The organism is Cellulosimicrobium cellulans, from assembly GCF_016907755.1.
GTDB classification, from domain to species: Bacteria; Actinomycetota; Actinomycetes; order Actinomycetales; family Cellulomonadaceae; genus Cellulosimicrobium; species Cellulosimicrobium cellulans_D.
On record NZ_JAFBCN010000001.1, the window covers coordinates 1,571,604 to 1,584,117 of the forward strand.

General features: G+C 72.8%; 10 protein-coding genes. All 10 read left to right on the top strand.

Annotated elements, in window-relative coordinates; translation table 11 throughout:
- The first annotated feature begins 50 nt into the window (after nt 1-50).
- The 10 genes from JOE63_RS06735 to nuoL are packed head-to-tail and all read left to right on the top strand — an operon-like array spanning nt 51 to nt 12,507.
- Nucleotides 51-752, top strand: a complete 702-nt coding sequence (locus tag JOE63_RS06735; protein ID WP_239577389.1) for an NADH-quinone oxidoreductase subunit C — start codon at nt 51-53, stop codon at nt 750-752.
- Nucleotides 749-2,128 (top strand): NADH-quinone oxidoreductase subunit D, encoded by a 1,380-nt coding sequence (locus tag JOE63_RS06740; RefSeq protein WP_204540138.1) that lies wholly within the window; start codon nt 749-751, stop codon nt 2,126-2,128. The genes JOE63_RS06735 and JOE63_RS06740 overlap by 4 nt, the downstream gene beginning before the upstream one ends.
- Entirely contained in the window at nt 2,125-3,039 is a 915-nt protein-coding gene (gene nuoE, locus JOE63_RS06745) for an NADH-quinone oxidoreductase subunit NuoE (protein ID WP_087471263.1), read from the top strand. The genes JOE63_RS06740 and nuoE overlap by 4 nt, the downstream gene beginning before the upstream one ends.
- Nucleotides 3,036-4,403, top strand: a complete 1,368-nt coding sequence (gene nuoF / locus JOE63_RS06750; protein WP_087471264.1) for an NADH-quinone oxidoreductase subunit NuoF — start codon at nt 3,036-3,038, stop codon at nt 4,401-4,403. Before nuoE ends, nuoF begins: the two co-directional genes overlap by 4 nt.
- Nucleotides 4,403-7,093 carry an NADH-quinone oxidoreductase subunit G gene (locus JOE63_RS06755; protein ID WP_204540141.1) on the top strand — a complete coding sequence of 897 codons (2,691 nt, stop codon included), beginning with the start codon at nt 4,403-4,405 and terminating at the stop codon, nt 7,091-7,093. Before nuoF ends, JOE63_RS06755 begins: the two co-directional genes overlap by 1 nt.
- On the top strand, nt 7,090-8,505 hold the full coding sequence (gene nuoH, locus JOE63_RS06760; RefSeq protein ID WP_087471266.1) for an NADH-quinone oxidoreductase subunit NuoH: 1,416 nt from the start codon (nt 7,090-7,092) through the stop codon (nt 8,503-8,505). Before JOE63_RS06755 ends, nuoH begins: the two co-directional genes overlap by 4 nt.
- A complete protein-coding gene (gene nuoI, locus JOE63_RS06765; RefSeq protein WP_204540144.1) occupies nt 8,498-9,229 on the top strand; it encodes an NADH-quinone oxidoreductase subunit NuoI in 732 nt (243 codons plus the stop codon). The genes nuoH and nuoI overlap by 8 nt, the downstream gene beginning before the upstream one ends.
- On the top strand, nt 9,226-10,164 hold the full coding sequence (locus JOE63_RS06770) for an NADH-quinone oxidoreductase subunit J (RefSeq protein ID WP_087471268.1): 939 nt from the start codon (nt 9,226-9,228) through the stop codon (nt 10,162-10,164). The genes nuoI and JOE63_RS06770 overlap by 4 nt, the downstream gene beginning before the upstream one ends.
- Complete coding sequence (nuoK, locus tag JOE63_RS06775; protein ID WP_047234414.1) at nt 10,164-10,463, top strand: NADH-quinone oxidoreductase subunit NuoK; 300 nt, start codon at nt 10,164-10,166, stop codon at nt 10,461-10,463. Before JOE63_RS06770 ends, nuoK begins: the two co-directional genes overlap by 1 nt.
- A gap of 13 nt (nt 10,464-10,476) precedes the next feature.
- Nucleotides 10,477-12,507 carry an NADH-quinone oxidoreductase subunit L gene (gene nuoL / locus JOE63_RS06780; protein ID WP_087471269.1) on the top strand — a complete coding sequence of 677 codons (2,031 nt, stop codon included), beginning with the start codon at nt 10,477-10,479 and terminating at the stop codon, nt 12,505-12,507.
- Nucleotides 12,508-12,514: the final 7 nt, after the last annotated feature.

Consider the following 12,514-nt stretch of genomic DNA (forward strand, 5'->3'; position numbering starts at 1 on the left):
GCACGCCCGTGCCGCAGCCCGAGGAGGTCTCCGGACCGCGGTCGGGCGACCTGGTGACCGGGGCGGGCGCGCCGCGCACGCTCGAGGTCGTCGAGGTGCGCGAGGGCATGTTCGGCGTCCACGGCTCGGGCGACACGTCGGGGTACGGCGGGCTCGTCCAGCCCGTCGCGATGCCCGGTGCGAGCCCGCGGCCGTACGGCGGCTGGTTCGACGAGGTCGTCGACGTCCTCGCCGAGGTGCTCGCCGAGGGCGGCACGCGGTTCGAGGCCGCGGTGGAGCGCGTCGTCGTGGACCCGCCGGGCGCGCACGCCGAGCTGACGATCCATGTGCACCGCGACCACCTCGTCGACGTGTGCCGTGCGCTGCGCGACGACCAGGACCTGCGGTTCGAGCTGAGCCTGGGCGTGAGCGGCGTGCACTTCCCGCACGACGTCGGCCGCGAGCTGCACGCCGTGTACCACCTCACGTCGATCACGCACGGGCGTCGGCTGCGCCTCGAGGTGTCGGTGCCCGACGCCGACCCGCACGTGCCGAGCACCACGTCCGTCTACCCGACGAACGACTGGCACGAGCGCGAGACGTGGGACTTCTTCGGCATCGTCTTCGACGGCCACCCGTCGCTCGCGCGCATCGAGATGCCCGACGACTGGCCGGGCCACCCGCAGCGCAAGGACTACCCGCTCGGCGGGATCCCCGTCGAGTACAAGGGCGCGACCGTGCCCCCGCCCGACACGAGGAGGTCGTACTCGTGAGCACGCACACCACCGGCGCCCCCGGCGCCGCCCCGCACTCGACCCGCCCGCCCGTCGGGGACTTCGACGAGGGCGTCCCGAGCTTCGAGGCGTCGGGCGGCGACTGGGCGGACATCGCCGAGAGCGCCGTCGCCGCGGCCGCGCTCGGCGAGGAGCGCATCGTCGTCAACATGGGGCCGCAGCACCCGTCCACGCACGGCGTGCTCCGCCTCATGCTCGAGATCGACGGCGAGACCGTCACCGAGGCGCGGTGCGGCATCGGCTACCTGCACACCGGCATCGAGAAGAACATGGAGTACCGGACGTGGACGCAGGGCGTCACGTTCTGCACCCGCATGGACTACCTCGCGCCGCTGTTCCAGGAGACGGCGTACTGCCTCGCGGTCGAGAAGCTGCTCGGCATCACGGACGACGTGCCCGAGCGGGCGAGCGTCATCCGCGTCCTCATGATGGAGCTCAACCGCATCGCGTCCCACCTCGTGTGTCTCGGCACGGGCGGCAACGAGATGGGCGCGACGACCGTCATGACCATCGCGTTCACCGCGCGCGAGGAGATCCTGCGGATCTTCGAGGCGGTGACGGGACTGCGCATGAACAACGCCTACGTGCGTCCCGGCGGCGTCGCGCAGGACGTGCCGCCGGACCTCGTCGAGCAGGTCCGCAAGGCCGACCCGCTCATCCGCCGGTACCTCGGGCAGCTCGGCGACCTCATGCTCGCCAACCCGATCTTCAAGGGCCGGCTCGTCGGCGTCGGGCACCTCAGCCTCGCGGGCTGCATGGCGCTGGGCATCACGGGGCCGGTGCTGCGCTCGACCGGCCACCCGTACGACGTGCGCAAGTCCGACCCGTACTGCGGCTACGAGACGTACGACTTCGACGTCCCGACCGCGACCGGCGCCGACTGCTACGACCGCGTCGTGCTGCGGCTCGAGGAGTGCTACCAGTCGCTGCACATCGTCGAGCAGTGCCTCGAGCGCCTCGAGAGGACGGCCGGGCAGCCCGTCATGGTGGGCGACCGCAAGATCGCGTGGCCGGCGCAGCTCGCGATCGGCAGCGACGGCCAGGGCAACTCGCTCGACCACATCAAGGAGATCATGGGCACCTCCATGGAGGCCCTGATCCACCACTTCAAGCTCGTCACCGAGGGCTTCCGCGTCCCGGTCGGCCAGGCGTGGCAGACCGTGGAGCACCCGCGCGGCGAGCTCGGGGTGCACGTCGTGTCCGACGGCGGCACGCGCCCCTACCGGGCGCACTTCCGCGACCCGTCGTTCAACAACCTCCAGGCCGTGGCGGCGATGTGCGAGGGCGGCCAGGTGGCCGACGTCGTGGTCGCCGTCGCGTCGCTGGACCCCGTGCTGGGAGGGGTGGACCGATGACCATCGACGCCGGACCTGCGACGAACGGCTCGCCCGCCGGCGGGCCGCGCCCCGGGTACGACGCGGAGACGGCGGCGCGGCTCGCCGCCGACGCCGCGCAGATCGTCGCGCGCTACCCCGAGTCACGCTCGGCGCTGCTGCCGATGCTGCACCTCGTGCAGTCCGAGGACGGCTACGTCTCGCGCGACGGCATCCTCTTCTGCGCGGAGCAGCTCGGCCTCACCGCGGCGGAGGTCTCCGCGGTCGCGACGTTCTACACGCAGTACAAGCGCCACCCCAACGGGACGTACACCGTGGGCGTCTGCACCAACACCCTGTGCGCGATCATGGGCGGCGACGCGATCTTCGACGAGCTCTCCGACCACCTCGGCGTCGGCCACGACGAGACGACCGAGGACGGGGCGATCACGCTCGAGCGCGTCGAGTGCAACGCGGCCTGCGACTACGCGCCGGTCATGATGGTCAACTGGGAGTTCTTCGACAACCAGACGCCCGGCTCGGCGACCGACGTCGTCGACCGCCTCCGGGCGGGCGAGCCCGTCGCCCCGACGCGCGGCGCCGCGAGCGTGTGCTCCTTCAAGCAGATGAGCCGCATCCTCGCGGGCTTCCCCGACGGTCGCGCCGACGAGGGCGTCGGCGCGGGCGAGCCCACCCTCGCCGGACTCCGCCTCGCGCGCGAGCAGGGCTGGACCGCCCCCGGCACCGACCAGGCCTCGACCTCGCCGGACCAGTCCTCTGCCTCGGCAGGCGGGCCGGACGCCGGTGGCGAGAGCGCGCCCGAGAAGCCGGTCACCGGCGGCGAGCAGTCGAGCGCCGAGCGCACGCCGACGACCGACGCCGACGTCGACCCCGGCGGCAAGGCAGAGTCTCCCGGCACCCAGCCCGACCCGTCGAAGGGAGCGGACGCATGAGCGAGCAGCAGGGCACCGTGGCTCGGACGACCCCGGACCCGCTGACCCCCGTCCTGTCGGACACGTGGGACGCGGACCGGTCCTGGACGCTGGCGTCGTACGTGGACCGCGGTGGGTACGCGGGCCTGCGCGCGGCGCTCGCCCAGGACCCGGCGGACGTCGTCGCGACGGTCAAGGCGTCAGGCCTGCGCGGCCGCGGCGGCGCGGGCTTCCCGACGGGCATGAAGTGGGGCTTCCTGCCTGCGCCCGACGGCGGGCCGCGCTACCTCGTCGTCAACGCGGACGAGTCCGAGCCGGGCACGTGCAAGGACATCCCGCTGATGCTGGCGAGCCCGCAGGCGCTCGTGGAGGGCGTGGCGATCACGTCGTACGCGATCGGGTGCGACCACGCGTTCATCTACGTGCGTGGCGAGGTGCTGCACGTGTACCGCCGCCTGCTGCGCGCGGTCGAGGAGGCGTACGAGGCCGGGTTCCTGGGCAAGAACGTCCAGGGCTCGGGTTTCGACCTGGACGTCACGGTCCACGCCGGGGCGGGTGCGTACATCTGCGGCGAGGAGACGGCGCTGCTCGACTCGCTCGAGGGGCGCCGCGGGCAGCCGCGGCTCAAGCCGCCGTTCCCGGCGGTCGCGGGCCTGTACGCGCGCCCGACGGTCGTCAACAACGTGGAGTCCATCGCGAGCGTGCCGTCGATCGTCGCGCGCGGCGCGGACTGGTTCACGTCGATGGGGACCGAGCGCTCGGCCGGGTTCGGCCTGTTCTCGCTGTCCGGCCACGTGACGCGGCCGGGGCAGTACGAGGCGCCGCTCGGCACGACGCTGCGCGAGCTGCTCGACCTCGCCGGCGGGATGCGCGGCGGCAAGGCCCTGAAGTTCTGGACACCGGGCGGCTCGTCGACGCCGCTGTTCACCGACGCCCACCTCGACACGCCCCTCGACTACGAGTCGGTCGCGGCGGCGGGCTCGATGCTCGGCACGCGCGCGCTGCAGCTCTTCGACGAGACGACGTGCGTCGTGCGGGCCGTGAGCCGGTGGACGGACTTCTACGCGCACGAGTCGTGCGGCAAGTGCACCCCGTGCCGCGAAGGCACGTACTGGATGAAGCAGGTCCTGGCGCGCATCGAGGCGGGCCAGGGCACGGAGTCCGACCTCGACCTGCTCCTCGACACGTGCGACAACATCCTGGGCCGCGCGTTCTGCGCGCTCGGCGACGGCGCCACGTCGCCGGTGACGAGCAGCATCGAGCTGTTCCGCGACGAGTACGAGGCGCACATCACGGAGCACCGCTGCCCGTTCGACCCCGCCGCAGCGGCCCTCTTCGACTACACGCCCCGCCCGGCCCGCGTCCTGACGGCAGGAGTGCACTGATGACGACCACGACCCCCGCCCCGGGCACCGGCTCAGCGGCCGTTCCCACGGGTGGCGCGGCCAAGCCCCCGGTCCCCGCGGACCACGTGACGTTCACGATCGACGACGTCGAGATGTCGGTGCCGAAGGGCACGCTCGTGATCCGCGCGGCCGAGCAGATCGGGATCCAGATCCCGCGGTTCTGCGACCACCCGCTGCTCGAGCCCGCGGGCGCGTGCCGCCAGTGCCTCGTCGAGGTGGCGACGCCGGACCGTGAGGGCAACGTCCGGCCGATGCCGAAGCCCCAGGCGTCGTGCACGCTCGAGGCGACGCCCGGCATGGTGGTCAAGACGCAGCGCACGAGCGCGGTCGCCGACAAGGCGCAGCACGGGATCATGGAGCTGCTGCTCATCAACCACCCGCTCGACTGCCCGGTGTGCGACAAGGGCGGCGAGTGCCCGCTGCAGAACCAGGCGATGAGCAACGGCCGCGCGACGAGCCGGTTCGTGGACGTCAAGCGCACGTTCCCCAAGCCCATCGCGGTCTCGACGACGATCCTGCTCGACCGCGAGCGCTGCGTCCTGTGCCAGCGGTGCACGCGCTTCTCCCAGGAGATCGCGGGCGACGCGTTCATCGACCTGCAGAAGCGCGGGGCCGCGCAGCAGATCGGCCGGTTCGACGAGGCGGTCCTCGACTTCGCGCCGCCCGCGGGACAGGCGCCGGGCGACCGCCCGGTCGGGCTCGCGCTCGAGGACGAGTCGGGGCTGCCGTTCGCGTCGTACTTCTCGGGCAACACGGTGCAGATCTGTCCGGTGGGCGCGCTCACGGGCGCGGCGTACCGGTTCCGGTCCCGCCCGTTCGACCTGGTGTCGACGCCGTCCGTCTCCGAGCACGACTCGTCGGGCTCGGCGATCCGCGTCGACCACCGCCGCGGCGTCGTGCTGCGCCGCCTCGCGGGCGAGGACCCGCTGGTCAACGAGGAGTGGATCACCGACCGGGACCGCTTCGCGTTCACGTGGCAGTCCGCGCCGGACCGCCTCACGCACCCGCTGGTGCGCGACCGCGAGGTCGCCCCGGACGGGTCGGTGACGCGCGGCGAGCTGCGCCCCGCCTCGTGGGCGGAGGCGCTCGAGGTCGCGGCCGACGCCCTGACCCGGGCACGTGACGCCGGAGGCGTCGGCGTCCTGCCGGGAGGGCGCCTCACGGTCGAGGACGCGTACGCGTACGCGAAGCTCGCCCGGACCTGGCTGCGCACGAACGACGTCGACCACCGCGCCCGCGCCCACAGCGCGGAGGAGGCGGACTTCCTCGCGCACGCCGTCGCGGGGCGCGCCGTCGGTCACGCCGGCGGGGTGACGTTCACCGACCTCGAGAAGGCGCCCGCCGTCCTCCTCGTCGGCCTGGAGGCCGAGGAGGAGGCGGGCGTGACCTTCCTGCGCCTGCGCAAGGGCGCCGTGCGGAACGGGGTGCGGGTGTTCTCCGTCGCGCCGTTCGCGACGCGCGGCGTGCAGCGCGTGCACGGCACGCTGCTCCCGGCGGCGCCGGGCACCGAGTCCGAGTGGCTCGACGGCATCGCCGCCGGCGACCAGGTCCGCACGCTCGACGAGGCCGAGGGCACCGACCTCCTCGCCGAGGTCAGCGACGCGCTCCGGGCGCCGGGCGCCGTGATCCTCGTCGGCGAGCGGCTCGCCGCGACGCGCGGCGGGTACAGCGCGCTGCTCCGGGCGGTCGCTGCGACGGGCGCGCGGCTCGCGTGGGTCCCGCGCCGCGCCGGCGAGCGCGGCGGCGTCGAGGCCGGCACCCTGCCGAACCTCCTGCCGGGCGGGCGTCCGGTCGCCGACGCGGCGGCCCGCGTCGACGTCGCGACCGTCTGGGGCGTGACCGCCACCGACGCGCAGCCGACAGGGCTGCCCGCCACGGCGGGCCGAGACGTCGGGGAGATGCTCGACGCCCTGTCCGTCGGCCAGCTCGCGGGCGTGCTGGTCGGCGGTCTCGAGCTCGACGACCTGCCGGACCCCGCGCACGCGCGTCGTGCGCTCGAGGCGGCGGACGTCGTCGTCTCGCTCGAGGTGCGGCGTTCGGCGGTGACCGAGCTGGCGGACGTCGTGCTCCCCGTGGCACCGCCCGTCGAGCGCGAGGGCGCGTTCGTGAGCTGGGAGGGGCGCGTGCGCAGGTTCCCGGCGGCGCTCGCCTCCACGGCCATGACCGACCACCGCGTGCTCGACGCGCTGGCCGACGCCGCAGGCGTGCCGCTCGGCCTCGCGACCACCGAGTCGGTGCGTGCCGAGCTGGACCAGCTCGTGGGCGACGGCGCGTGGGACGGCGAGCGCGCCGCCGCGCCGGACGTCGAGAGCACCGAGCCGCCCGCCGTCGCACCCGGGACCGCGGTCCTCGCGAGCTGGCGGCTCCTGCTCGACGACGCGCGCGGCCAGGACGGCGAGCGTTACCTCGCGGGGACGGCGAAGCGCCCGGTGGCGCGGCTGTCCGCGACGACGGCCGCCGCGGTGGACCTGTTCGACGGCGACCTCGTGCGCGTCTCGACGGACCGGGGTGCGGTCACGCTCCCGGTGGTGGTGACCGACATGGTCGACCACGTGGTGTGGCTGCCGCTGCGGTCGCCGGGGTCGTCCGTGCACGCGGCGCTCGGCGCCGTGCCGGGCGACGTCGTCCGGCTCGGGCCTGGGAGCACCGACGGAGGGGAGGGCGCATGAGCGGCGGGTACCTGATCCACGCGCTCGCGGCCGAGACCCCGGGCGTGCCGGGGATCACCGCGAACTTCTCGCAGGACAACGGCTGGACGTACCTCGTGAAGGCCGTCCTCATCCTCGTCTTCCTGCTGACAAGCGTGCTGTTCGCGATCTGGTTCGAGCGCAAGGTCGTGGCGCGCATGCAGGTGCGCCCCGGCCCCAACTGGCACGGCCCGTTCGGCCTGCTCCAGTCGCTCGCCGACGCGATGAAGCTCCTGCTCAAGGAGGACATCACCGTCAAGGCGGCGGACAAGTTCGTCTACCTGCTCGCGCCGATGATCTCCGTGTTCTGCGCGCTGCTGGTGTTCGCGGTCATCCCGTTCGGGCCCGAGGTGCAGATCCCGTTCACGGACTACGTGACGCCGGCGCAGCTCACCGACTTCCCGGTCGCGACGCTCTACATCCTCGCGTGCGCGTCGCTGGGCGTGTACGGGATCGTGCTCGGGGGCTGGTCGTCCGGGTCGACGTACCCGCTGCTCGGGTCGGTCCGCTCGACGGCCCAGGTCATCAGCTACGAGCTCGCGATGGGCCTCTCGCTCGTCTCGGTCTTCCTCATGGCGGGGTCGATGTCGACCTCGCGCATCGTCGACTCGCAGACGCAGCTCTGGTGGTTCCTCCCGCTCCTGCCGGCGTTCGTCATCTACGTCATCTCGATGGTCGGCGAGACGAACCGCCTGCCGTTCGACCTCCCTGAGGCCGAGGGCGAGCTCGTGTCGGGGTACATGACCGAGTACTCATCGATGAAGTTCGCGTGGTTCTTCCTCGCGGAGTACATCAACATGCTCAACGTCTCCGCCGTCGCGACGACGCTCTTCCTCGGTGGGTGGCGCGCCCCGTGGCCGCTCTCGGCGATCAACGACGGCATGTTCAACGAGGGCTGGTGGCCCATCCTCTGGTTCCTCGTCAAGGTCTGGGCCGTCATGTTCTTCTTCGTGTGGGTCCGTGGCACGCTGCTGCGCCTGCGCTACGACCAGTTCATGCGGTTCGGCTGGAAGGTCCTCATCCCGTTCGCGCTCGCGTGGCTCGTGCTGCTCGCCGTCGCGCAGGCCGTGCGCCAGTTCCTCGACGTCGACCTCCGGGTCTTCGTCGGCATCGCCGTCGCGCTCGCCCTCGTGGTGGTGGTCGTCGTGTGGTTCTGGCCCGAGAAGAAGGCGCCACCCGGCGCGACGCCCCGCGCCGCGGGCACCGGTCCCGAGCCGTTCGACGCGTTCGCGGGCGGGTTCCCCGTCCCGCCGCTGCCGGGCCAGTCGCTCCCGCCCTCGCCCCGCCGTCGTGCCCTGGTGCCCGACGACGCACGCTCGCCCGGGGCGTCCGGCTCGCCGGGCGCCGGTGCCCCCCGAGACACACCGCACGACAAGGAGGTCGACCGTGGCTGACGACCAGAAGCCGACCCGGCCCGGCGAGTACGAGGTCCGGCGTCCCCAGGCGAAGGGGCTGCGCGAGGCGCTCGCGCCCGTCGCCGGGTTCGGCGTGACCTTCTCCTCGATGTTCCGGCCGACGGTCACCGAGCAGTACCCGCGCCAGAAGGTGCCGACGAAGCCGCGGTACCACGGGCGCCACCAGCTCAACCGGTACCCCGACGGGCTCGAGAAGTGCATCGGCTGCGAGCTGTGCGCGTGGGCGTGCCCCGCGGACGCGATCTACGTCGAGGGCGCGGACAACGCCGACCTGCCCGACGGCGGCCACATGTCGCCCGGCGAGCGGTACGGGCGCGTCTACCAGATCAACTACCTGCGCTGCATCTTCTGCGGGCTCTGCATCGAGGCGTGCCCCACGCGCGCGCTGACGATGACGAACGAGTACGAGCTCGCCGGGCCGACGCGCGAGGGCATGATCTGGGAGAAGCAGGACCTGCTCGCGCCGCTCCAGGAGCGGATGCTCGCCGCGCCCCACCCGATGGTGCCCGGGACCTCGGACACCGAGTACTACCGCGGGGAGGTGAGCGGCCCGGTGGCCGAGCAGGTGGACTGGGTGCGCGAGCACCGGCCGGACGACCCGACCCTCCCGCCGGAGCCCACAGGGCCGCCGCCGGAGGTCCGGCGGGTCACGCCGACCTCGGGGCGGTCCGCCGGCGCGTCGGCCCGGAAGGCCGCCCGGTGACCGCGAGCGGCGGCGAGGCGGTCCTCTTCTGGGTCCTCGCCCCCCTCATGGTCCTCGCGGCGCTCTCGCTGCTCTTCGCGCGCAAGGCGGTGCACGCCGCCATCGCGGTCATGTTCGTCATGGTCGACCTCGCGATCCTCTACATCGCGCAGGAGGCGTCGTTCCTCGGCGTCGTCCAGGTGGTCGTGTACACGGGCGCCGTGATGATGCTGTTCCTCTTCGTGCTCATGCTCGTCGGGGTCGACGCGTCGGACTCGCTCGTGGAGACGATCCGCGGGCAGCGCTGGGTCGGCGTGCTCCTCGGGCTCGGGCTCGGCGTCGTGCTGGTGGGCGTGGTCGCGCAGGCGACGTTCCCGCCGTCGGTGGGCCTCGAGCTCGCCAACGCGGCGACCAACCCGGTCGCGCTCGCGCGCGTGCTCTTCGCGGACTACGTGTTCGCGATGGAGGTCGTGGGCATCCTGCTCATCACCGCCGCGGTCTCGGCGCTCGTGCTCACGCACCGGCGCCGGCTCACCCCGAAGGTGGGTCAGCGCGAGCAGGCCGACGCGAAGGTCGCGGCGCTGCCCGCGGGCGGCCGGCTCACGCCGCTCGCCGCCCCCGGCGTGTACGCGCAGAACAACGCCATGGACACCCCGGCGCTCGACGCGCAGGGCCGGCCCATCGAGGAGTCGGTCTCCCGCATCCTGCGCATCCGCGGCCAGGAGCGGTCGGCCGGGACGATCCTCGAGGCCGAGCGCGAGGTGCTCGTCGAGCACGAGCCGCTGCGGGCGCTGCCCGCGCTGCGGGCCCGGGACGCGAACGAGCGCACGGTGCAGACCGCGACCGCCGACCAGCCCGAGGGCGAGGCGCCCGCGGGGGAGGTCGCCGGACCCGACGACCCGGGCCGGTCCCGGGTCCCCGGTGACGCTCGCGGGACCGAGCGAGGAGAGGACTGATGGAGCTCACCAACTACCTCGTGCTCGCGGCGATCCTGTTCTCGATCGGCGCCGCGACCGTGCTGCTGCGGCGCAACGCGATCATCGTGTTCATGGGCATCGAGCTCATGCTCAACGCGACCAACCTCGCGTTCGTCACCTTCGCCCGGATGCACGGTGACGTGACCGGGCAGGTGCTCGCGTTCTTCGTCATGGTCGTCGCGGCGGCGGAGGTCGTCGTCGGCCTCGCGATCATCGTGTCCATCTTCCGCACCCGTCGGTCCGCCTCGGTCGACGACGTCAACCTGCTCAAGAGCTGAGGGGCCGGCACCGATGACGACGCTCCTTCCCGCCCTGCCCACGGCGAGCGGACTGCTGGCCGCGACCGACGTCGTGCCCGCGTCCGAGACCGTGCCGGGCGCGTTCCTCGTGGCACCGTTCCTGGTGCTGCTCCCGCTCCTCGGGGCGGCCGTCCTCCTCCTCGCCGGGCGCCGCAGCGACCGCTGGGGCGCGTGGTTCGGCGTGCTCATGTCCGGCGCCGCGTTCGTGGTGGGCCTGGTCCTCTTCCTCGTGATGCTGGGCCTGCCCGTCGACGAGCGCGTGGTCGACTTCCGCATCGGCGACTGGATCGTGTCCGGCGGCCTCGACCTGGCGATGGGGCTGCGGATCGACCCGCTGTCCCTGACGTTCGTCCTCCTCGTGACGTTCGTCGGCACGCTGATCCACGTCTACGCGGTCGCCTACATGGCGCACGACCGCGACCGGCGGCGGTTCTTCGCCTACCTCAACCTGTTCGTCGCGGCGATGCTCGTGCTCGTCCTCGCCGACTCCTACCTGCTGCTGTTCGTCGGCTGGGAGGGCGTGGGCCTGGCGTCGTACCTGCTCATCGGGTTCTGGAACCACAACCGCGCGTACGCGGTCGCGGCCAAGAAGGCGTTCGTCATGAACCGCGTGGGCGACATCGGCCTCATCGTCGCCCTCATGCTGATGTTCGCGACGTTCGGCGCGGTCGACTTCACCACCGTGTTCGCGCAGGTGCCCGAGGCGTCGACCGCGCTGCTCACCGCGACGAGCATCGCGCTCCTGCTCGCCGCGTGCGGCAAGTCGGCGCAGTTCCCCCTCCAGGCCTGGCTCGGGGACGCCATGGCCGGCCCGACGCCGGTCTCCGCCCTCATCCACGCGGCCACCATGGTCACGGCGGGCGTCTACCTCGTCGTCCGGTCGGCCCCGATCTTCGAGGGAGCGCCCACCGCGCAGCTCGTCGTCGTGATCGTCGGCGCGGTGACGCTCCTCTTCGGGGCGATCGTCGGCTGCGCCAAGGACGACATCAAGAAGGCCCTCGCGGCGTCGACCATGTCCCAGATCGGGTACATGATCCTCGCCGCCGGGCTCGGCCCGATCGGGTACGCGTTCGCGATCTTCCACCTCGTCACGCACGGGTTCTTCAAGGCCGGGATGTTCCTCGGGGCCGGCTCCGTCATGCACGGCATGGACGACCAGGTCGACATGCGCCGGTTCGGCGGCCTCGCGCGGTACATGAAGGTCACGTGGATCACGTTCATGATGGGTTGGCTCGCGATCCTCGGCATCCCGCCGTTCTCCGGCTTCTGGAGCAAGGACAAGATCATCGAGGCCGCGTTCGTCCCCGTCGACGGCGAGCCGTGGCGGGCGTGGGTCTTCGGCGGCGTCGCGCTGCTCGGCGCCGGGATCACCGCGTTCTACATGTCGCGCCTGTTCTTCATGACGTTCTCCGGGCGCCGTCGCTGGAACGACGGCAGCGGCTCGGCGGACGGGCTCGGCCCGCAGGACGGCCCGGTCCAGCACCCGCACGAGTCCCCGCGGCTCATGACGTGGCCGATGATCGTCCTGGCGGTCGGCTCGGTGGCCCTCGGCGGCATCCTCGCCGCGGGCTCGCGCTTCGTCACGTGGCTCGAGCCCGTCACCGGGCACGCCGAGCACCACGAGCCGGTCCTGCCGGTGTGGTCGCTCATCACCCTGACGCTCCTGCTCGTCCTCGCGGGTGCGGCGCTCGCGTGGCGCCAGTACGCGATGTCGAGCGTCCCGGTCCGCGCGCCGCGGGGCTCCGTGCTCACGCGTGCGGCCCGCCGCGACCTGTACCAGGACGACGTCAACGAGGCCGTTTTCATGCGGCCCGGCCAGTACCTCACGCGCTCGCTCGTCTACGCCGACAAGGAGATGGTCGACGGCGGCTGGATGGGCCTCGCCGGCCTGGTCGGCCGGATCGGGGAGTGGCTGCGTGGGTGGCAGAACGGCTACGTGCGCTCGTACGGCGCGACGATGCTCGGCGGCCTCGTCGTGATCGTCGCCGTCGTCCTCGCCCTGACCACCGGCTCCGCGAGCTGAGAGGGAG